Genomic DNA, 21,534 nt, shown 5'->3' on the forward strand with positions numbered 1-21,534 from the left:
CTCGCCCTACGGTTCGCAATCAACGGGGTTTGAGGTTCATCTTCCTGCGCCCCTCGGCCGGGCTCAGGGCGCGGCCGCCGAGGCGCTCGATGATCTCGATGGCGCGCTCGACCAGTTGGCCGTTGCTGGCGTGCACGCCGCGGTCCAGCCAGATGTTGTCCTCCAGGCCGACCCGCACGTTGCCGCCCAGCAGCATGGCCTGGGCGACCATCGGCATCTGCGAGCGGCCGATGCCGAAGCCGGCCCAGGTCAGGCCGTCGGGGATGTTGTCGGCCATGGCCTTCATGGTGGTGGTGTCGGCCGGTGCGCCCCACGGGATACCGAGGCAGATCTGGATCAACGGGTCTTCCAGCAGGCCTTCCTTGAGCATCTGCCTGGCGAACCAGAGGTGGCCGGTGTCGAAGATTTCCAGCTCGGCCTTCACCCCCAGTTCGGTGATGCGCTTGGCGCCGGCGCGCAGCTGGGCCGGGGTGGAGACGTAGATGAAGTCGCCGTCGCCGAAGTTCAGGGTGCCGCAGTCCAGGGTGCAGATTTCCGGCAGCAGCTCCTCGACGTGCTTGAGGCGCTCCAGCGGGCCGACCAGGTCGGTGCCGGCGCCGAACTCCAGCGGCTGCTCGCCCTGGCCGATCTGCAGGTCGCCGCCCATGCCGGCGGTGAGGTTGATGATGATGTCGGTGTCACTCTCGCGGATGCGTTCGACCACTTCGCGGTAGAGGTTCACGTCGCGGCTGGGCTTGCCGGTCTGCGGGTCGCGGACGTGGCAGTGGGCGACGGTGGCGCCGGCCTTGGCGGCCTCGATGGCGGCGGCGGCGATTTCCTTGGGGGTGACGGGAATGGCCGGGTGCTTGCCGACGGTATCGCCGGCGCCGGTCACCGCGCAGGTGACTATCACTTCATGGTTCACGGTGGCTGTCCTTCTTCGGGTCGAACGAACCCACTGCGCGCCGGGCGGCGCGCAGGGAGTTGCTGGTGGGAGGTGTTTGTCCGGGCGCTATTTCAGCGAGGCCTGGACGGCGGCGAGGCCGTCCTTGCCGTCATAGGTGGTCACGCCGTCGAGCCAGGCCTTGAGCGGCTCGGGGTTCTGCTTCAGCCAGGCCTTGGCGGCGTCCACCGGCTGGCTGCGGTCGAGGATCGGCACCATCACCTGGCTCACCTGCTCGCTGCTGAACTTGAGGTTGTGCAGCAGCTTGGCGACGTTGCCGCACTGCGCCTGGTAGCCGCCCGCAGTCATGATCGAGACGGTGGCGGAGCCTTCGTCGGGGCCGAATACGTCGTCGCTGCCGGTGAGGTATTTCATGTCGATCTGCAGGTTCATCGGGTGCGGCTTCCAGCCGAAGAACACCACCCACTGCTTGCGCTTGATGGCGCGCTTGACCGCGGTGAGCATGCCGGCCTCGCTGGACTCGACGATCTGGAAGCCCTTCAGGCCGAACTTGTCGTCGGCGATCATCTTCGCGGTGATGCGGTTGGAGCCGCTGCCGGGCTCGATCAGGTAGATCTTGTTGCTCAGCTTGTCCTTGAACTTGGCGATGTCGGCGAAGGTCTTCAGTCCGCCGTCGTAGACATAGCTGGGCACGGCGTAGGTGGACTGCGCGTCGGGCAGGGTCGGCGGGGTGATCACGTCGATCTGCTGCTTGTCGAGGTAGGGTTTGGCCACCGGCTGCATGGTCGGTTGCCAGTAGCCGAGGAAGACGTCGAGCTGCTTGTCGGCCATGCCGGCCAGGATGATCTGCTGCGAGGCACTGGTCTGCTTGACCTTGTAGCCCAGGCCGTCGAGCACGGCCTCGGCCACGGCGCTGCTGGCCACCACGTCGGTCCAGTTCACCGTGCCCATGCGCACGTTCTGGCACTGGGCGGGCTCTGCGGCCCAGCTGGTGCTGGCGGCGAGCATGAGCGCGGCACAGCCGAGCGCTTGGATCGATAGCTTCATGACTTCTCCCTCAAGGCCTTTGCGGCATTGGTTATCGTTGTTGTGTGTCATGCGGCCCCTCACGGGGGGCTGTGGTGATCAAGTTACGCAGCTGCAGGGGTGGTGGATCGCACTGCGGCGACCAGCTCTTGCACAGCAGCGACCTCCCCGATTGCCAGGGCGACGTCCTTGGTTCATAAGCATGGGCTCAGCGGCCACTACGCTGCCCCCAATTGCACGGTACCCGCCATGTCCCAAGACTTCTGGTTCCTGCTGTTGCCCGGTTTTTCGGTGATGGGTTTCGTCTCCGCCGTGGAGCCGCTGCGGGTGGCCAACCGTTTTCGCGGCGAGCTGTATCGCTGGCACCTGATGAGCCTGGACGGTGGGCCGGTGCTGGCCAGCAACGGCATGTCGATGAACGCCGACAGTGGCCTGGAAGCGCTGCGCGCGGGCGACACCCTGCTGGTGGTGGCCGGCTTCGAGCCGCTGCGCGCCTGCACCCCGGCGCTGCTGCACTGGCTCAAGCGCCTGGACCGCGACGGCGTGACCCTGGGCGGCATCGACACCGGCAGCTTCGTGCTGGCCGAGGCCGGGCTGCTGCAGCGCCAGCGCTGCACGGTGCACTGGGAGGCGCTGGACGCCTTCCGGGAGACTTATCCACAGGTGCAGGCGACCCAGGAGCTGTTCGAGATCGACGGGCCGCGCATCACCTCAGCCGGCGGCACCGCATCCATCGACCTGATGCTCGACCTGATCGCCCAGGCCCACGGGCCGGAGCTGGCGGTGCAGGTCTCGGAGCAGTTCGTGGTCGGGCGCATCCGCACCCGCCAGGACCACCAGCGCCTGCAGGTCGCCAGCCGCTACGGGGTGAACAACCGCAAGCTGGTGCAGGTGATCGGCGAGATGGAGCGTCACACCGAGCCGCCGCTGTCGACGCTGGAGCTGGCCGAACGCATCCAGGTGACCCGGCGCCAGCTCGAGCGCCTGTTCCGCCTGCACCTCAACGACACGCCATCGAACTTCTACCTCGGCCTGCGCCTGGACAAGGCACGCCAGCTGCTGCGCCAGACCGACATGAGCGTGCTGGAGATCGGCGTGGCCTGCGGCTTCGAGACGCCCTCGTACCTGTCGCGCAGCTACCGGGCGAAGTTCGGGGTGTGCCCGAGCCAGGACCGGGTGGGGTTGCGCAAGGTCGCTGCCAAAGCCTGAAACCTGTAGGGCGCATAACGCCTACGGCGTTATCCGCCATGGCAGATAACCCGTTCCGGGTTATGCGCCCTACGTTTCTGGAGTTCCGCTGCTACGAAAAGCAAGTTGGCAATATCTGTGGGATTACCGTCATTTACCCCATTCGGGGCCGGGCGGAGTATGCAGATCAGGTTCAAACCCTCACTGCCTTTGGAGACCACCATGAGCGAAGCCCGTCCCCCTCTGCCGCCCTTCACCCGCGAAACCGCCATCCAGAAAGTCCGCCTCGCCGAGGACGGCTGGAACAGCCGCGATCCGCATCGCGTGTCGCTGGCTTACACGCCGGACAGCCGCTGGCGCAACCGCGCGACCTTCGTCCAGGGCCGCGAGCAGATCGTCCAGTTCCTCACTGCCAAGTGGGTGCGCGAACAGCAGTATCGGCTGATCAAGGAACTCTGGGCCTTCACCGACAACCGCATCGCCGTGCGCTTCGCCTACGAGTGGCACGACGACTCGGGCAACTGGTTCCGTTCCTACGGCAACGAGAACTGGGCCTTCGACGAGCACGGCCTGATGTTCGAGCGTCACGCCAGTATCAACGACCTGCCGATCAGCGAGGACGAGCGCCTGTTCCGCTGGCCGCAGGGCCGCCGGCCGGACGATCATCCGTCGCTCAGCGATCTGGGGCTCTAGCTCCGTTATCCACAAGATTGACCGGGGCACCGCGTAGGATGGCGTGGAGCGAAGCGATACCCATCGATCACCGGCAAACTCGACGATGGGTATCGCAAGCTCCACCCATCCTACGAATGAGCTTCCCGGTGACGGCAGAGCCAATGGGGATGCCGTCGTAGGGCGCAGAAAACGGCGGATAACCTGTTCCAGGTTATTCCCCCTACCACTGCGCTATCAGGCCGGGACTGCCTGGGCGGGAGCGGCCGACGTCGCGCTGCTCTCTTCCAGGATCATCGCCGCCGCGCGCTCGCCGAGCATGATGCAGGGTGCGTTGGTGTTGCCGCTGATGAGTGTCGGCATGATCGACGCGTCCACCACGCGCAGGCCCTTCAGGCCGTGAACGCGCAGGCGCAGGTCGACCACCGCCTGCGGGTCTTCGCCCATCTTGCAGGTGCCCACCGGGTGGAACACGGTGGCGGCGTATTCGCGCAGGTGTTCCATCAGTTGCTCATCGGTCTGCACCTGCGGGCCGGGGAGCATCTCGGCGCCACGGATGCTGTCGAACTCCGGCTGGGCGAGGATCTTGCGCGCCAGCTTCACGCCTTCCACCAGCACGCGGCCGTCTTCCTCGTTGGCGAGGAAGTTGTAGTCGATCTCGATGTCGCCACCGGGCTTCACGCGCAACTCGCCAATGCTTTTCGGCCGCAGCACGCAGGTGTGCACGGCGTAGCCATGGCCCCATTCGAACAGGCGGCCCCGATGGCTGCGGTAGCCGGGCACGAAGTGGAACTGCACGTCGGCCAGACCATCCGCCAGAGGGGTACGGGCGAATCCGCCGGCCTCGACGTAGTTGGTGGTCAGCCAGCCCTTCTTCGCCAGCAGGTACTTGAACGGCGAAAGCAGGATCTGCGGCAGCGAGCCGAGGGAGAAGCCCAGGCTCAGCGGGCTCGGCGAGCGCACGGTGACCAGGCCGTCGAGGTGGTCCTGGAGGTTCTTGCCCACGCCCGGCAGGTCGTGTTTCACCGGGATGCCGGCGGCTTTCAGCTCGGCCGCCGGGCCGATGCCGGAGGCCAGCAGGATCTGCGGCGAGCCGAGGGCGCCGGCGGTGAGGATTACCTCGCGACGCGCCTGCAGACGTTCGCCGCTGCGCAGTTCGATGCCGGTGACGCGCTCGCCTTCGAGCAGCAGGCGGCCCACCTGGCGCTCGGTCAGCACGGTGAGGTTCGGGCGTTGCAGCGGCGCGACGAAGGCGCGGTAGCTGCTCAGGCGCTTGGCGTCCTTCTGGGTCACGTTGTAGATGCCAACGCCTTCGAACTCGCGGCCGTTGAAGTCATCGTTGCGGCGCAGGCCCAGGTGCGCGGCGGCCTTGATGAACAGGTGCGACAGCGGGTTGGGGTCGCGCGGCTTGTCCACCACCAGTTCGCCCAGGGTGCCGTGCAGCGCCGGGTCCTGGCCGAGCAGGTTGCGCTCGGATTTCTTGAAGAACGGCAGCACATCCTTCCAGCCCCAGCCGGGGCAGCCTTCGGCCTCCCAGCGGTCGTAGTCGGAAGCGTGGCCGCGGATGTAGATCATGCTGTTCATCGAGCTGGAGCCGCCCAGCGCCTTGCCGCGCGGGCAGTGCAGTGATCGGTTGTTCAGGCGCTTCTGCGGCGCGGAATAGAAGTTCCAGCTGAACACCTTGCTCTTGTACAGGGTGATGGTGCCGGCCGGGGTCTGCACGCGCGGGCTGGCGTCGCTGCCGCCGGCTTCCAGCAGGCAGACGCTCACCGATGGGTCGGCGCTCAGGCGGTTGGCCAGCACGCAGCCGGCGGAGCCGGCGCCGACGATGAGGTAGTCGTAGGTGGAATCTTGGGTGAAGGACATGGGGGCTCCCCGTGAGTCTTGCGTGAATCGCAGAACCCCTCACCCCAACCCTCTCCCGGAGGAAGAGGGGGCCGAACGGTGCTGCAGCGGATCACCGCATCGGCCGGCACCCTGCAGGAGGCGCCAGCCGGCGGCAGGTCAGTGCGCTTCTTCCAGGTCGTCGTGCAGCAGCCCGAGGATTTCGCGCTTCATCTCGATGAACTGGCGGTCCATGACCATGTCCAGCGAGCGCGGTCGCTCGATGGGCACGTCGAGGACCTGCTTGATGCGGCCGGGGCGGGCGCCCATGACGTAGACGCGGTCGCCCAGCAGGATGGCCTCGTCGATGTCATGGGTGACGAACACCACGGTCTTCTTGCTGTGGTCCCACACGCGCAGCAGCAGTTGCTGCATCTGCATGCGGGTCTGGCTGTCGAGCGCGCCGAAGGGCTCGTCCATCAGCAGGATCTGCGGGTCGTTGGCCAGCGCGCGGGCAATCGCCACGCGCTGCATCATTCCGCCGGAAAGCTGCTTGGGGTAGTTGTTCTCGAAGCGGCGCAGGCCGACTTCGTCGAGGTAGTAGTCGACGATCTCGCGGCGCTCGGCCGCCGGCATGCCGCGGCGCTTGAGGCCGAACTCGACGTTCTGGCGCACGGTGAGCCAGGGGAACAGGGTGTAGCTCTGGAACACCATGCCGCGGTCGGCGCCGGGGCCGTCGACCAGTTGGCCGCCGACGTAGATATCGCCCTCGGTGGGCTCGGACAGGCCGGCGGTGAGGTAGAGCAGGCTCGACTTGCCGCAGCCCGATGGCCCGACTATCACCGCGAACTGCTGGTCCGGCACCTCGAAGGAGACGTTTTCCAGCGCGCTGAAGGTGCCGCCGTCCGGCGTGCGGTAGCGCAGGCTGACGTTTTCGACCCGAAGGCGGGCCGGATTGGCAGGTTGCTGACCGGTCACGGCCTGTTCTTCCTGCTTGATCGCTACTGCGCCCATGACGCCACCTTCAGTCGGATGAATCGGAAGAGTTGGTCGGTGATCAGGCCCAGCAGGCCGATGATGGCAATTGCCAGGAAGATCACGTCGACCTGGAAGCCGCGCATGGCCTTGAGGCTGATGTAGCCCAGGCCGCTGGAGGCGGCGACCAGTTCGGCGACCACCAGGTAGGTCCAGGCCCAGCCCATGGTCACGCGCAGGGTGTCGAGCACGCCGGGCAGCGAGGCCGGGCCGAGCACATGGAGGACCACGTCGCGGCGGTTGCAGCCCAGGGTGTAGGAGGCGTTCACCAGGTCCTTGGCGACGCCGCGGGAGACGTCGGCGATCATCACCAGCTGCTGGAAGAACACGCCGAAGATGATCACGGTGACGCGCTGCTCCAGGCCGATGCCGATCCACAGGATGAACAGCGGTACGAAGGAGGTCACCGGCAGGTAGCGGATGAAGTTCACCAGCGGTTCGAGGAAGGCCTGGACGATGCGGAAGCTGCCCATCAGCAGCCCCAGCGGCACCGCCACCAGCGAGGAGATGATGAAGCCGATCATCACCACCTTGACGCTGGCCATCACGTGGGTGGCAAGGGTGCCGTCGCTGGCCAGGCGTACGCCGGCCGCGAGTACCGCGTCCGGGGTCGGCAGGAACATCGCCGGCACCACGCCACCGTAGGAAAGCCCGGCCCACAGGCCGAACACGAGCAGCCAGCACAGCGTGCCGGCGGACCAGACCAGCTTCAATGGCAGGTCGACCTTGGGCGTCAGGCAACGGCTGAGCCAGGATTGCGAACGACGAGGCATCGCGGATTCCTCCAGGCGAGCGGCGCCGGGCCGCCCGCGGGGACAGAGAGTGAGACGGTTACTCGGAGACGAAACGCGGGTCGACCAGGTCGTCGTAGCTGACTTCCAGGCGCTTGCCCTGCAGGCCGCTCCAGGTCTCGTTGGCGAGACGGATCAAACCCTTGATGTCACCGGGCTTGCCGGGGGTGCCAATGAGCTGCTCGCTCATCGCCTTGTCGTAGAAGCGCACGCCCTTGGCGGCATCGGCCAGGGCCTTGGGATCGGAGAGGTAGCCGCCGACGCCCTTGGCCATGATCGCGTAGGCCTCGTCCGGGTGCTCCTTGGTGTATTGCACGGCCTTGTAAAGGCCTTTCACCAGGGCCTTCACGTCCTCGGGCTGCTTCTCGATGACGTCGCAGTTGAGGGCGACCACGTCGACGATCACGCCGGGAGTGGTGGAGCTGTCCACCAGCACCTTGCCCTGCTGCTTCTCGCGCACCAGCGAGAGATGCGGCTCCCAGGTCACGGCGGCGGGCACGCGGCCGGCGATGAAGGCGCTGGCGGCGTCATCGGCGGTCATGTTCTGCACCTTGATGTCACTCATGTTCATGCCGGCGTGCTTGAGCAGGTAGGCCAGCCAGAATTGCGAGACGGAGCCTTCGTTGACCGCCACCTCCTGGCCCTTGAGCTGGGCCAGCGAGGTGACGTCCTTGCCCACCAGCACGCCGTCGCCGCCATGGCTGTCGTCCAGTGCGGCCACGGCCTTGAAGCAGAACTTGGGCCGGTACTTGAGAATTTCGTCGATGGTGGAGGCGGAGCCGGACAGTTGGCCGGAAGCCTGGGCCGCCATGTACATCGAGGCTTCCTCGATGGTGGTCAGCTGCAGGTCCAGGCCCTGTTCCTTGAAGTAGCCCAGGTCGCGGGCGAGGTACAGGGTGCCGTAGCCGACCCAGGTGGTGTGGCCGATGGACAGGGTGCCGGCCTGCGCGCCAGAAACGGCGGCGAGAGCCAGGGCGGAACACGCGATGGAACGCACGAGCAAGGACTTGATCATGAAGCACTCCCACAGCCGTTTGGCTTTTTTGTTGATTTACTGCGGCAGTGGCCAGAAGGCCGGTAAAACCGGGACATGCGCGGCATCGAGCTCTATGGCTCAGCGTCTGAAGGCTTTGTCTCGCGACATGTCTGACAGACCGATGGTCGCCGAAGCGGGAGGCTCGGAAAATTATTAAATATGTCGTTGCGCCATAAGAAAAAGCTGCCTTGCCGGCGAAATTGCACCAGCATGGCGCAGGGGAGAACTCCGACACGCGCGGGTTGTTTCGCGCTGCACTAAGGTTGAACGCAGCTCTCCTCAAGGAAGGTTTCCAACATGGCTTTACGTCCCGTTCTGTCGGCCCTGGCGCTCGCCATCGGGCTGTCGCTGCACCCCGCTCTTTCCGTCGCCGCCGATCCCCAGGCCCCCGCCGTCACCGAGCTGAAATGGCCGCGGGATTTCGCCCTGGGCGAGCAGCACGTGCAGATCTTCCAGCCGCAGATCGAGGGCTGGGACGGCACCCGCATGAGTGGCCGCGCGGCCATCGCCATCGGCCCCGCCAACGGCGCACCGACCTACGGCGTGGCGCAGTTCTCCGCGGCCGCCGCCATCGACAAGGCCACGGGGCTGGTGCAGCTCACCGACCTGCGCATCGACAAGGTGGAAGTACCCACCGCCCCGGACAGCGCCGGCAAGGTGCGCGACGCGCTGGTGGCGCGCCTGCCCAGGGACGGCCTGACCGTCTCCCTCGATGAGCTGCAGGCCAGCTACGCGGTGAACCAGCAGCTCGACCAGCTGCGCCATGTGCAGGTGAAGAACGACGCGCCGCAGATCGTCTTCGCCGCGACCCCGACGGTGCTGGTGATGATCGATGGCCAGCCGAACTGGCAGGCACTGCCGAGCAGCGACTTCCAGCGCGTACTCAACAGCCGCGTACTGGTCCTGCGCGACGCCCAGGGCAACCACTACCTCAATGCCGCCGGCAACTGGTACACGGCCCAGGCACTGGATGGCAGCTGGCTGGTGCTGAGCCAGCCACCCAAGGCGCTGCTCAATGCGCAGCAGGTGGCGGAGAAAGCCGGCCCGGTGGACGCCCTGCTGCCCAAGGACGGCAAGGTGCCGGGCAAGGCGCCGGCGATCCTGGTGGCGACCCGCCCCACCGAGCTGATCGTCAGCGACGGTACCGCACAGATGCAGCCGGTGGACGGCGTCAGCCTGCTGACGATGAAGAATGCCGACCACGCGGTGTTCGTCGATCCGACCCACAACACCTGGTACGTGCTGCTCTCCGGCCGCTGGTTCAGCGGCCCCGGCGAGCAGGGGCCGTGGCAGTTCGTCGAGGGCAAGGACCTGCCCGCCGACTTCGCGAAAATCTCGCCCAGGGACCCGAAGGCCAACGTACTGGTATCGGTGCCCGGCACCCCGCAGGCGAAGGAAGCGGCCATCGCTGCGAGCATCCCGCAGACGGCCTCGGTCTCGCGCAGCAAGGCGACCATGAAGGTCAGCTACGACGGCGCGCCCAGCTTCCAGCCCATCAGCGGGACCAGCCTGCAGTACGCGGTGAACACGCCGACGCCGGTGATCGAGGTCGCCGCCAACCAGTTCTTCGCCGTCACCAACGGCGTCTGGTTCGTTGCCCCCAGTCCCACGGGGCCCTGGCAGGTGGCAACCGAGGTGCCGGCGGCGATCTACGGCATCCCGCCCAGCTCGCCGGTGTACTACGTGACCTACGTGCACATCTACTCGGTCACCCCGCAGACCGTGGTGGTGGGCTACACCCCCGGCTACCTGGGCGTGGTGGTGAACAGCGACGGCACGGTGGTCTACGGCACCGGCTACACCTACCCGGCCTACGTCAGCCAGACCGTCTACTACGGCTATCCGCCGACCTACGGCTACGGCGCAGGCTTTGCCGTGGGCGCGCTGACCGGCTTCGCCTTCGGTTACGCGGCGGGCGCCTACTGGGGCTCTCCGGAACCCTACTGGGGCCCGTACTGGGGCCCCTATCCGCACGGCGGCTGGAGCTACGCCAACGTGAACCAGGCGAACTTCTACGGCCGCTGGGGCCAGGGCACGGTCACCCACGCCTATGGCTACAACGGCTGGACCGGCACCCAGTGGCAGGGCAGCTCGGCGGTGGGCTACAACCCGCGCACCGGGACGCACTACGAAGGCGCCCGCGGGGCTGCCTTCAACCCGTACAGCGATGACGCCGCAGCAGGCCGGCGCGGCTCCTTCTCCAACGCATCCACCGGCATCTCCGGCGCCGGCCGCAGCGGTGTGGCGGCGCATACCGACAGCGGTGACTTCGTCGCAGGACGCCAGGTCGCTACCCACAACGCCCAGACCGGCCGCACCACCATCGCCGAGCGGGGCGTCTCCGGCGACGTGGACGACGGACGCGGCAGCTACGACAAGCAGAACCAGGGCATCAGCTACAACCGGCGCACCGGCAACGCCGTGGCCTGGAAGAACGGCGACGTCTACGCCGGCCACGACGGCAACGTCTACCAGCACACCGACAGCGGCTGGCAGCAGCACACCAGCAACGGCTGGCAACCGGTGCAGCAGAACCAGGCCAACGTCCGCAGCCAGCTGGACCAGCAATACCAGTCGCGGCAGATCGGCCAGCAGCGCTTCAACCAGACCCAGCGGCAGTGGGGCGGTGGCGGCTTCGGTGGCGGGCATTTCGGCGGGGGCCATTTCGGTGGAGGCGGCTTCCGCCGCTGAGCCTGTGGACAAGGTTTTCCACAGCGCTGATGACTGTGGAAAACCGCTCCGGGCAAGGTGAGAAACTTATCCACACGCCTTGCCCTTTCCCGCACGCCCTCGGCAAGATGCCCGCTCCCACCACCATCGCGGGGTTGCCGTGACCGCTCTGTTCCAGGCCCTCTGGCCGTTGTTCGCGCTGATCGTCGGCGGCTTCGTGCTGCGCCGCAAAGGTTTCCCCGGCGACGCCTTCTGGCCGGCAGCGGAGCGGCTCAACTACTTCATCCTGTTCCCCGCGCTGCTCGCCAGCAGCCTGGCCAGTGCACCGCTGAACGACCCCGGCCTCGCCCGCCAGGCGCTGGCGGTGGTGCTGGGCCTGGGCATCGCCTGGGTCGCCCTGCTGGTCGTCAAGCGCCTGCGCGGCTGGAACGCCGCACGTTTCGGCGCCATAGCCCAGGGCGTTTTGCGCTTCAACACCTACCTGGGACTTGCCGCTGTCGGCAGCCTGTACGGCAAGCCGGGGCTGACCCTGGCCGCGCTGATGCTGGCGCTGATGGTGCCGACGGTGAACGTGATGTCGGTGTGGGCGCTGACCGCCGAGCGCGGCATCAGCCTGCGCTCGCTGCTGCTACCGATCGTGAAGAACCCGCTGATCCTCGCCTGCGTGGCCGGCGCTCTGCTCAATGTCACGGGTATCGGCCTGCCTGGCGGCACCGACCGGCTGTTCAACCTGCTCGCCGTGGCCAGCCTGCCGCTGGGCCTGCTCTGCGTCGGCGCCGCGCTGCAGCCGCAGGAACTGCGCGCGGAAGTCTCGGCGCTAGGCTGGAACTGCGCGATCCGCCTGCTGGCCATGCCGCTGCTGGCCTTCGCCATCGCCCGACTGCTGGCCCTGCCGCCGCTGGAAAGCGCGCTGCTGGTGCTGTTCTTCGCCTTGCCCACAGCCCCGACCGCCTATGTGCTGACTCGCCAACTGGGTGGCGAAAGCGGGCTGATGGCCGGGATCATTACCCTGCAGACATTGCTGGCCGGCGCGAGTCTGCTGGTGGTGATGGGTCTGATCCAGTCACTCGGCTGATCCGCTGACGCTGCCTATCGCCAATACAGTGATCCACAATGGCTGCAGGCGATCCTGGTGTGATCGGGCTGAGCTGATCTCGGCTTCTCTCTCGTAACGAGGCAACTCCGTGCGCAACTGGCTGACTCTGCTGGCTCTGGTCGCTCCTCTGTGCTGGGCGACGGATGCGGCGAAGGACTTCACCTTCGCCGGCACTGACTATTTCCATCGCTGGTCGCGGGAGGATCAGCACGAGTTCACACCGCAAGGCCAGACGGACCTGGCGAAATGGCAGGACATGCTCACCCTGCACCGCTACACGGCGGCCACGAATGCCGAGCAGATGGCGGCCGTGGCCAACGCTGTGCTGGACAACTACAAGCAGCAGGGCGCGATGATCCTCAAGGTCGACGCCAGCCCCGCCCGGGGCAGTCAGCCCGCGGTCTATTTCATTGCCGCCGTGTTCCCGCAACCGAGCTTCATCGAAGCGGTCTTCACCCGCCTCCGGCTGGAGAACGGCGTGGGCACGGGGGTGATCTACTCCCACAGGCTCTACGGCAAGGCGATTGGCGAGAGCATGAGCGCCTGGCTCAAGGCCAACGCCGAGGCGCGGGAGAACGAGCTGATGGATTGGCAGCCGCCGGCCAAAGCTTTCCAGCGCCGCTGAATCAGCGCGGGGAAGATTCGCTGCCAGGCTGTCGCGGGCAGGGCACGCTCCGACAGAAATCGCTCCGATCAGCGGTCATCGTCCACGAAAGCCTGCTGAAAGCTTGACCCCCTAGCATCGCCGCCTCGGTCCTCCCGGCCGGACCTGCGTTCGCGCAGCGTACAAAAACAACAATCGGTGATTGCCCATGCCCCGCTTCCTGTCCCTACCCGCCCCGACTCCGTCCGCACCGCGCGTGCTTATCCACAGCCGCTGCTGAATCCCCCGCGCCGACCCGGAGTTATCCCCATGCTGACTTTCCTTGCCTTCGCCATGGTGGCGACCTTCATGTTCCTGATCATGACCAAGCGTCTGTCGGCGCTGATCGCGCTGATCCTGGTCCCGATCGCCTTCGCCCTGCTCGGCGGCTTCGCCAAGGGCCTGGGGCCGATGATGCTGGACGGCATCCGCACCCTGGCGCCGACCGGTGTGATGCTGATGTTCGCCATCCTCTACTTCGCCATCATGATCGACTCCGGACTGTTCGACCCGGCGGTGCGGCGCATCCTCAGGCTGGTCAAGGGCGACCCGCTGAAGGTATCGATGGGCACCGCCGCGCTGGCGATGATCGTCTCGCTGGATGGCGACGGCTCGACCACCTACATGATCTGCGTGGCGGCCGTGCTGCCGCTGTACAGCCGGCTGGGCATGAGCCCGCTGCTGATGGCCTGCCTGATCATGCTCTCCAGCGGCGTGCTGAACATGACCCCCTGGGGCGGCCCGACCGCCCGCGCGGCCAGCGCACTGCACGTGGACCCGGCAGACATCTTCGTGCCGATGATCCCGGCCATGCTTGCCGGCATCGCGGCGATCTTCGGCCTGGCCTGGGTCTACGGCAAACGTGAGCGTGCCCGCCTGGGCGAGCTGCACCTGCCGACCGACCACGACGCCATGGCCGAGGTCAGCGTCTCGCAGTTCCCCGAAGCGCGCCGGCCTAAGCTGCTGTGGTTCAACGCGGTGCTCACGGTGGTCCTGATGGGCACCCTGATCGCCGGCCTGCTGCCAATGCCGGTTCTCTTCATGATCGCCTTCGGTATCGCGATGATCGTGAATTATCCCTGCATCATGGAGCAGAAAAAGCGCATCGGCGCCCACGCCGAGAACGTCCTCGCGGTGGTCTCGCTGATCTTCGCCGCCGGGGTCTTCACCGGGATTCTTTCCGGAACAGGGATGGTCGAAGCCATGTCGAAAAGCCTGCTGGCGGTGATCCCGCCGGCGCTGGGGCCGTACCTGGCGACCATCACGGCGCTGGTGAGCATGCCGTTCACCTTCTTCATGTCGAATGACGCTTTCTACTACGGCGTGCTCCCGGTACTCTCCCAGGCCGCCGCGCAGTACGGCATCACCCCGGTGGAAATGGCCCGCGCCTCCATCGTCGGCCAGCCGGTACACCTGCTCAGCCCGCTGGTGCCCTCGACCTACCTGCTGGTGGGGCTGGCCAAGGTGGACTTCGGCGACCACCAGCGCTTCACCCTCAAGTGGGCCGTGCTGGTGTGCCTGGCGATCCTCGCCGCGGCCCTGCTGCTGGGCCTTTTTCCTCTCTTTAACGACTGACTTCGAGTACCGCTCAAATGGAATGGCTGACCAGCCCTGAAATCTGGATTGCGTTCTTCACCCTGACTGCCCTGGAAATCGTCCTGGGCATCGACAACATCATCATGATTTCCATCCTGGTCGGCCGCATGCCCAAGCACATGCAGCCGCGCACGCGCTTCTTCGGGCTGGCGCTGGCGATGGTCACGCGCATCCTGCTGCTGCTCTCGATCACCTGGGTCATGCGCCTCACCGCGGACCTGTTCGAAGTGTTCGGCCAGGGCATCTCCGGGCGCGACCTGATCCTGTTCTTCGGCGGCCTGTTCCTCCTGTGGAAAAGCAGCAGCGAGATCTTCCACGGCCTGGAAGGCGAGGACGAAACCGAGGGCGAACCCAAGAGCGTGATGGGCGGCTTCATCGGCACCATCATCCAGATCGCCATCATCGACATCGTGTTCTCGCTGGACTCGGTGATCACCGCCGTGGGCATGGTCTCCAATGTGCCGGTGATGGTCGCGGCGATCGTTGTCGCGGTGCTGGTGATGATGCTGGCGGCCGGCGCCATCAGCGACTTCATCGACAAGCACCCGTCGCTGAAGATGCTGGCGCTGTCGTTCCTCATCGTGGTCGGCACCGTGCTGATCGCCGAAGCCTTCGAAGTCCACGTGCCCAAGGGCTATGTCTACTTCGCCATGGCCTTCTCGCTGGCGGTGGAAGCGCTGAACATCCGCATGCGCACCGCGCGCGGCAAGAAGGAAGACCCGGTGAAACTGCGCAAGGACATTCCGGGGCAGTAATTCACAAGTGTTATCCACCGGCGGTGAATAACAGCCGGGCAATAAAAAGCCGGGCTATCCACAGCCCGGCTTATCCACAGCAGCTCGACGTCAAGGGCGTGCGACCGGCTCCGGCCAGTTCAGCACGCCCTTGTCGTTGAAGCGCACCGTGCCGAACAGGCCACCCGCCAGCTTGCCGTTGATCTCGTAGGGCATGCCCTGGCGCGGCGGCCCGCCGGACAGGCCCCAGGCCTGGCGGAAGGCGGAAAAGGCCGAGATGCTCACCGGCACGCTGATCACTGTTTCGCCGAAGCGCGGCACCTGCCCGCTGGCGTCGCTCACCCCGCTGGCCAGCGGCTGGCCGTTCACCGACAGGTCCAGGGCGATGCCGTTGTAGTCGATGGCCTGGTCATTGGGGTTCTGCACCCGCAGCTTGACCGTGAAGCGCGCTTCCATGCCCTGCCCGGTGGCCGGCTCCAGGCCGACCAGATCGATGTTCAGCGGGTCGCGCGTGCCGAACAGGCTGCTGCAGGCGCCCAGCGCCAGCAGCAAGGTCATCAGGGCAATACGCCGGGCAATCGCCATGCTTTCTCCTTGTCGATTCACTTCAGGGTCGCCGGGCGCAGGCGCCAGACGGTGTTACCCACATCGTCGGCCACCAGCAGGCCGCCGAACTTATCCACAGCGACGCCGACCGGCCGGCCCATGGCTTCGTCGTTGTCGTTGATGAAGCCGTCCAGCACCGTCACCGGCTGGCCGTTGGGCTTGCCGCCGCCGAAGGGGATGAACACCACCTGGTAGCCGCTGCGCGGCTTGCGGTTCCACGAGCCGTGCTGGCCGATAAATACCCCGCCACGATAGCGCTCCGGCAGCAGACTGCCCTGATAGAAGGCAAGGCCGAGGGAAGCGGTGTGCGCGCCGAGGGCGTAATCCGGCACCAGCGCCTCCGCCACCCTGTCCGGGCGCGGCGGCTCAACGCGTTTATCCACATGCTGGCCGTAATAACTCCAGGGCCAGCCGTAGAAGCCGCCGTCCTTCACCGAGGTCATGTAGTCGGGCACCAGATCGTTGCCCAGTTCGTCGCGTTCGTTGACGGCTGTCCACAGGGCGCCGCTGTTGGGCTCCCAATCCAGCCCGTTGGGGTTGCGCAGGCCGGAGGCGAACACCCGCACGTTGCGGTTGGACAGGTCGATCTGCAGGATCGCCGCGCGGTTCTTCTCCGCATCCAGGCCGTTCTCGCCGACGTTGCTGTTGGAGCCGACGGTGGCGTAGAGGTAATGGCCGTCAGGGCTGGCGAGGATGTTCTTGGTCCAGTGGTGGTTGATCGGCCCGCCCGGCAGGTCGACGACCTTCTCGGCCTTGGCGCTGATCGTCGTCTCGCCGGTCTTGTAGGGGAAACGCACCACCGCGTCGGCATTGGCGACGTACAGCCAGTTATCCACAAGGGCCATGCCGAAGGGAGAGAACAAACCCTCGAGCAGCACGCTGCGCTGCTCCGGCACGCCGTCGCCATCGGTATCGCGCAGCAGGGTGATGCGGTTGGCGCTAGGTACGTTGGCACCGGCCTTCTCCATCACCTTGCCGGCGACCCAGTCCTTCAGTCCCCCGGACTCTTCCCTGGGCGGCGCCGAGCTTTCCGCCACCAGCACGTCGCCGTTGGGCAGCACGTAAAGCCAGCGCGGGTGTTCGAGCTTGTCGGCGAAGCGCTGCACTTCCAGGCCTTCGGCCGCTCGCGGCTTCTGGTCGGCAGGCCAGCCGGTGGCATTGGCGATGTTGACGGTAGGCAGCAGGCTGCTCTGCGGTTCCGGCAGCTGCGGTTGCGGCCCGGTACCGGCGGTGAATGGCAACGCCGACTTGTCGCCACAACCGGTAACCGCCAGCGCAATCAGGAGGGGGAACGACCAACGCATGGGACTACTCCTCGACCCTTGGTGTGTTTCTTTCAGCAAGTGGACAGGCAGTCTAGACATTACCGCTCGCCATTCCGTGCGAAATAACCGATGCAAAGGCGCTCGCATCCGCTTTTGATCGGCTTTACTGACAGACAGGATTGCCGGCAAATCAGAGATTTGGCGAACCCTCAAGGAAGAACGGGGGTCTACCATGACAGTCTTGTGACAATCGCCTGAGCGTTGCCGTGTCCTTCTCGGCCCTCCGCGCTGTCTGTACGGAGCCGCGGGCGAGGTCGTTACAGGGTCCGTTGACGGACGCACCGCCCACGGGCCCGCTTGAGTGCGAGGGGGCCCGACATGCTCAAACTGCTCGATCTGCTCTCTGCCGTCGCCCTGTTGGTGTGGGGCACACATATCGTCCGCACCGGCATCCTCAGGGTCTACGGCAGTAACCTGCGAAAAATCCTCAGCCGCAGCGTGGAGAAGCGCCCGCTGGCCTTCGCCGCCGGCATCGGCGTCACCGCCCTGGTGCAGAGCAGCAACGCCACGGCGCTGCTGGCCACCTCCTTCGTCGCCACCGGGTTGATGGCTCTGGCGCCGGCGCTGGCGATCATGCTCGGCGCCGACGTCGGCACGGCGCTGATGGCGCGGGTGCTGACCCTGGACCTGTCCTGGCTGTCGCCGCTGCTGATCTTCTTCGGGGTGATCTTCTTCCTCGGCCGCAAGCAGACGCGCCTCGGCCAGCTGGGCCGGGTATTCATCGGCCTGGGGCTGATCATCCTCGCGTTGCAGCTGATCGTCGCCGCCGCCGAGCCCATGACCCAGGCCAAGGGTGTGAAGGTGCTGTTCTCCAGCCTCACCGGCGACGTGATGCTGGACGCCCTGACTGGCGCACTGTTCGCGATGATTTCCTACTCCAGCCTGGCCGCCGTCCTGCTCACGGCAACATTGGCGGCGTCCAAGGTGATCTCGCTGAAAGTGGCGCTGTGCCTGGTGGTCGGCGCCAACCTGGGCAGCGGCATCCTGGCGATGATCAGTGCTTCCTCGCAGAACGCCGCCGGTCGCCGCGTGGCGCTGGGCAGCCTGCTGTTCAAGGTCGCCGGCTGCGCCCTGGTGCTGCCGCTGGTGGGCCCGCTGGCCGAGTGGATCGACCACTGGCAGTTCAGCACCGCCGAACTGGTGATCGCCTTCCACGTGCTCTACAACGCCACCCGCTGCCTCGCCTGCCTGCCGCTGACCGGGCAGATGGCGGCTTTCTGCACGCGCATCATGCCCGACCGCCATTCCCCGGAAGACACCGTCCGCCCGCGCCACCTTGATCCGGCGGCGCTGGATACGCCGAGCCTGGCGCTGGTCAACGCGGTGCGCGAAACCCTGCGCATGGGCGATATCGTCGAGCAGATGCTGAACAACCTGATGCAGGTTATCCACAGCGGCGATCCGCTGCTGGGCAAGGAAATCCGCAAGCAGGACGACGATGTCGACGCGCTCTACACCGCGATCAAGCTGTACTTGGCACGCATGCCCCGCGAGGACCTGAGCGAAGCCGACAGCCGCCGCTGGGCGGAGATCATCGAACTGGCGATCAACCTGGAGCAGGCCGGCGACATCATCGAGCACATGCTCGGCGCCGTGCAGGACAAGAAGACTTCGCGCAGCCGCTCCTTCTCCGACAACGGCCTGGAGGAGATCACCGTGCTGCACGGCCAACTGGTGGCCAACCTGCGCCTGTCGCTCTCGGTGTTCCTCAATGGCGACCAGGAAGGCGCCAAGCGCCTGCGCCGCGCCAAGCAGCGCTTCCGCCTGCAGGAACGACGCTTCGCCCACTCCCACGTCGACCGCCTGCGCCAGCAGGTGGTGCAGAGCATCGAGACCAGCTCGCTGCACCTTGATCTGATCAGCGACATGAAACGCTTGAACTCGCTGTTCTGCGCCATCGCCTATGCTGTGCTGGACAACCCCGATGCCAGCAGTTCGGCAATCGGCGAACCTGTGGAAGACGAAGACTTCGTCGAACGCGAAGTCGAAGCGGTACAGGATCACCAGCGGCCGGCTCCCCCCGGCTCCAGCGCGACGGGTTGATGGCCAGGGGGCCTGTGCGAACGTTCCGTCGGAACCTTCGCCAGCCCCTACAAAGTCCTGATATCACGACGCCCAGGGTTCGGGCAGAATCCGCCGCCATGGAAGCATGCACTCAATCCCAACGCCCTCCCTCGGTCAGCGCCAGCCTGACCCAGGCCATCCTGCTGGCGGCTGTGCGTCTCGGTCTGAACCGCGACGCCCTGCTCGCCGCCAGCGGCATTCAAGAATCCCAGCTCAGCGACCCGGACGCGCGCATCGACTTCGCGTTGCAGGAGCGCATGTGGCAGGTGATCCAGACCGACCTGAAGCATGACGAGCCCGGCCTGGCCATGGGCCGTGCGCTGTCACCGGCATCCTTCAGCGCGCTGGGCTACCTGCTGCAGTCGAGCACCACGATGGGTGACGCCCTCGAGTCGGCCATGCGCTACCAGCGCCTGGTGGGCGAAGGCGGCCAGGTATCCATCGAGGCCCAGGCCGAGATCATCTGGGTGAGCTACCGCCCGCTGAACCCGGAACCGCCAGCCACCCGCGCCCGCGCGCTGGCGCTGCTGGGGTTCTGGTCACGGCAGTTGCGCGCCCTGCTCAGCGGCCTGCAACTGGCCGGCTGCCGTTTCATCCACAGCCAGCCGGAAAGCCTCGCGGACTACGAAAAGGCCTTCGACTGCCCTCTGCAATTCGACGCACCGGACTATGCCCTGGGCCTGCCCCGGGCGCTCATCGATACTCCGCTGCCGCAGGCCAACCCGCCGCTGCGTGATCTGTTGCGCCAGCACGCGGAGGGCCTGCTCGCCCGCCTGCCCAGCGCCAGTGTCAGTGGCCGGGTAGTCGCCCTGCTCGGCGAGCAACTGACCCGCGGCGAACCCGGCCGTGCTGCCGTCGCCAGCGAACTGGGCCTGAGCGAACGCACGCTGCAACGCCGGCTGGCGGAGGAAGGCAGCAGTTATCAACAGCTGCTGGCCGATACCCGGCGGCAATTGGCGGAGCGCTATCTGGGGGAAGGCAACCTGCCGGCCACGGATATCGCCGCCCTGCTCGGATATTCCGAGCCCAGCGTGTTCTTCCGTGCCTTCCGCCACTGGACCGGGCTGACGCCGGGCGAGTATCGCCAGCGGCGGCGCCAGTCGGAGAGCTGACGAGAGCTGCCAGGGGCCGATCCCGGAGATCGGCTCACAGGTTTTTCAACAGACTTGTCTACAGGTTTTCCACAGAACCGCGAATCAGCCGTTCGGGCCCCGCGCGGCCAGATAGGCCAGGAACGCCTCGCGGCTGGAGTAGCGCGGTTCGTAACCGAACTCTTCTTTCAGCCGACGGTTGTCCAGCACCGGCCGGTAGCGCAGGTAGTCCACCTGCTCGGGCCCGAAGCGCGACAGCCCCAGCGGCTTGAGCAGCCCCAACCCTACGCGCATCAGGCTTGCCGGCATTGGCCGGTAGGGTTTGTTGAGCAGGCCGGCGATCTCGCGCATGGACAATGCGCCGTCACCGGCGAGGTTGTAGATTCCCTCACTGCCGCGTTCCAGCCCCTGGCGGATCACGTTCACCACGTCCTGGTCCCAGATGAACACGAAGCGGCTGCGATGCCCGAGCACTCCCACCAGGGTGGGTCGGGCAAACAGCTCGGCCAACGGGTTATGCACACGCCGGCCGAGAATGGTTCCGGGGCGCAGGATCAGCTGCTTGAGCTGTGGATAACGCTCCCGTGCGCTGGCCAGCAGTTGCTCGATCTCCTGCTTGCAGCGGGCGTGGAGCAGGTGGGGATGGCCGCGAAGTGGATGCGATTCGTCGATCCATTCGGCGTTGTCGCGGTGGAAGCCATAGGCGGCGCCGGAACTGGTCACAATCAGCTGCTGGACGCCGGTGTCCCGCGCCGCTTCAATCAGCGCGCGGGTGCCGCCGACCTCGATGGCATGGCGCTTCTGCGGCGTCATCTCCCGCGGCGGATTCACGACCGCGGCCAAATGCACGATCGCGTCGGGCTTCCAGTGTTCCACGCAGGCCCGCGTATTGGCGGCCACGCTGAGGTCCAGCGCTACCGGCTCGATGTTCGGCCGCAGGCCCTGGGACTTGATCCGCTGCATATCGGCGGCAATGAGCGTCCAGTCCAGATGCTGAACAGCAAGCTCATTGAGCAGGCTCTGCCCGAGAATTCCCGCGGCGCCGGTAACCAGGACACGCATGTAGCCTCCAGATCGCTCCGCGCGGAACGAACAACGGGTCCATCAGTGAGGTTAGATGATCTGAGCGTAGTGTCGTGGTCCGGCAGCGACAGTGACCATGCAAGCCAGTGCCCATGACCGAAGATGCCACCCGACAAAGGTTGAACGCGGTGGGTTCGCGCCGGTCAATCCGCTATCCTCACGGCTTTGCGT

At 66.3% G+C, this 21,534-nt stretch carries 19 protein-coding genes; 10 read left to right on the top strand and 9 right to left on the bottom strand.

Going from position 1 to position 21,534, the window contains the following annotated elements:
* Positions 1-19 precede the first annotated feature (19 nt).
* Positions 20-904 (bottom strand): 3-dehydrocarnitine:acetyl-CoA trimethylamine transferase CdhC, encoded by an 885-nt coding sequence (gene cdhC / locus IB261_RS30220; RefSeq protein WP_151188814.1) that lies wholly within the window; start codon positions 902-904, stop codon positions 20-22.
* An 87-nt stretch (positions 905-991) separates the two neighbouring features.
* Entirely contained in the window at positions 992-1,930 is a 939-nt protein-coding gene (locus IB261_RS30225; protein WP_081519024.1) for a choline ABC transporter substrate-binding protein, read from the bottom strand.
* A gap of 228 nt (positions 1,931-2,158) precedes the next feature.
* Here IB261_RS30225 and IB261_RS30230 point away from each other — a divergent pair, with 228 nt between their 5' ends.
* Positions 2,159-3,118, top strand: a complete 960-nt coding sequence (locus tag IB261_RS30230) for a GlxA family transcriptional regulator (protein WP_081519023.1) — start codon at positions 2,159-2,161, stop codon at positions 3,116-3,118.
* A 201-nt stretch (positions 3,119-3,319) separates the two neighbouring features.
* On the top strand, positions 3,320-3,790 hold the full coding sequence (locus tag IB261_RS30235) for a nuclear transport factor 2 family protein (protein ID WP_192225669.1): 471 nt from the start codon (positions 3,320-3,322) through the stop codon (positions 3,788-3,790).
* A gap of 216 nt (positions 3,791-4,006) precedes the next feature.
* Here IB261_RS30235 and IB261_RS30240 read toward each other — a convergent pair whose 3' ends face one another.
* The 4 genes from IB261_RS30240 to IB261_RS30255 form a co-directional block, all read right to left on the bottom strand.
* Entirely contained in the window at positions 4,007-5,635 is a 1,629-nt protein-coding gene (locus IB261_RS30240) for a GMC family oxidoreductase (protein ID WP_192383510.1), read from the bottom strand.
* A gap of 138 nt (positions 5,636-5,773) precedes the next feature.
* Complete coding sequence (locus IB261_RS30245; RefSeq protein WP_192383509.1) at positions 5,774-6,607, bottom strand: ABC transporter ATP-binding protein; 834 nt, start codon at positions 6,605-6,607, stop codon at positions 5,774-5,776.
* Positions 6,595-7,401, bottom strand: coding sequence for an ABC transporter permease (locus IB261_RS30250; RefSeq protein ID WP_024764976.1), 807 nt, complete (start codon positions 7,399-7,401; stop codon positions 6,595-6,597). Before IB261_RS30250 ends, IB261_RS30245 begins: the two co-directional genes overlap by 13 nt.
* Before the next feature lie 58 nt (positions 7,402-7,459).
* Positions 7,460-8,434, bottom strand: a complete 975-nt coding sequence (locus tag IB261_RS30255; RefSeq protein WP_138213492.1) for an ABC transporter substrate-binding protein — start codon at positions 8,432-8,434, stop codon at positions 7,460-7,462.
* Between IB261_RS30255 and IB261_RS30260 the strand changes: the two genes are divergently transcribed.
* The 6 genes from IB261_RS30260 (at position 8,433) to IB261_RS30285 (ending at position 15,215) form a co-directional block, all read left to right on the top strand.
* Positions 8,433-8,612 carry a hypothetical protein gene (locus tag IB261_RS30260; RefSeq protein ID WP_139791602.1) on the top strand — a complete coding sequence of 60 codons (180 nt, stop codon included), beginning with the start codon at positions 8,433-8,435 and terminating at the stop codon, positions 8,610-8,612. The two genes, IB261_RS30255 and IB261_RS30260, sit on opposite strands and share 2 nt — an antisense overlap.
* 140 nt (positions 8,613-8,752) lie before the next feature.
* Positions 8,753-11,146 (top strand): carbohydrate-binding family V/XII, encoded by a 2,394-nt coding sequence (locus IB261_RS30265; protein WP_192383508.1) that lies wholly within the window; start codon positions 8,753-8,755, stop codon positions 11,144-11,146.
* Between the two features lie 79 nt (positions 11,147-11,225).
* A complete protein-coding gene (locus IB261_RS30270; protein WP_192210497.1) occupies positions 11,226-12,200 on the top strand; it encodes an AEC family transporter in 975 nt (324 codons plus the stop codon).
* A gap of 109 nt (positions 12,201-12,309) precedes the next feature.
* Positions 12,310-12,846: a hypothetical protein gene (locus IB261_RS30275; protein ID WP_218035500.1), complete on the top strand. Its 537-nt coding sequence runs from the start codon at positions 12,310-12,312 to the stop codon at positions 12,844-12,846.
* Between the two features lie 288 nt (positions 12,847-13,134).
* Positions 13,135-14,439 (top strand): CitMHS family transporter, encoded by a 1,305-nt coding sequence (locus IB261_RS30280; protein WP_081519016.1) that lies wholly within the window; start codon positions 13,135-13,137, stop codon positions 14,437-14,439.
* A 17-nt stretch (positions 14,440-14,456) separates the two neighbouring features.
* Positions 14,457-15,215 carry a TerC family protein gene (locus IB261_RS30285; RefSeq protein ID WP_081519015.1) on the top strand — a complete coding sequence of 253 codons (759 nt, stop codon included), beginning with the start codon at positions 14,457-14,459 and terminating at the stop codon, positions 15,213-15,215.
* A gap of 90 nt (positions 15,216-15,305) precedes the next feature.
* Here the strand turns inward: IB261_RS30285 and IB261_RS30290 are convergent, their stop codons facing one another.
* The gene (locus IB261_RS30290; protein ID WP_081519014.1) at positions 15,306-15,779 is read right to left on the bottom strand and encodes an LEA/WHy family protein; all 474 of its coding nucleotides are present in this window, start codon (positions 15,777-15,779) and stop codon (positions 15,306-15,308) included.
* Between the two features lie 17 nt (positions 15,780-15,796).
* On the bottom strand, positions 15,797-17,104 hold the full coding sequence (locus IB261_RS30295) for a PQQ-dependent sugar dehydrogenase (RefSeq protein WP_192383507.1): 1,308 nt from the start codon (positions 17,102-17,104) through the stop codon (positions 15,797-15,799).
* A 339-nt stretch (positions 17,105-17,443) separates the two neighbouring features.
* Between IB261_RS30295 and IB261_RS30300 the strand changes: the two genes are divergently transcribed.
* Together IB261_RS30300 and IB261_RS30305 are read left to right on the top strand one after the other, a co-directional pair.
* Complete coding sequence (locus IB261_RS30300; RefSeq protein ID WP_081519012.1) at positions 17,444-19,168, top strand: Na/Pi cotransporter family protein; 1,725 nt, start codon at positions 17,444-17,446, stop codon at positions 19,166-19,168.
* A 98-nt stretch (positions 19,169-19,266) separates the two neighbouring features.
* A complete protein-coding gene (locus IB261_RS30305; protein WP_081519011.1) occupies positions 19,267-20,301 on the top strand; it encodes an AraC family transcriptional regulator in 1,035 nt (344 codons plus the stop codon).
* A gap of 84 nt (positions 20,302-20,385) precedes the next feature.
* On the opposite strand, the gene IB261_RS30310 is transcribed toward IB261_RS30305, so the two are convergent.
* Positions 20,386-21,342 (bottom strand): NAD-dependent epimerase/dehydratase family protein, encoded by a 957-nt coding sequence (locus IB261_RS30310; protein ID WP_151188821.1) that lies wholly within the window; start codon positions 21,340-21,342, stop codon positions 20,386-20,388.
* Positions 21,343-21,534: the final 192 nt, after the last annotated feature.

It is taken from the genome of Pseudomonas sp. PDM20 (assembly GCF_014852575.3).
Taxonomy (GTDB): domain Bacteria; phylum Pseudomonadota; class Gammaproteobacteria; order Pseudomonadales; family Pseudomonadaceae; genus Pseudomonas.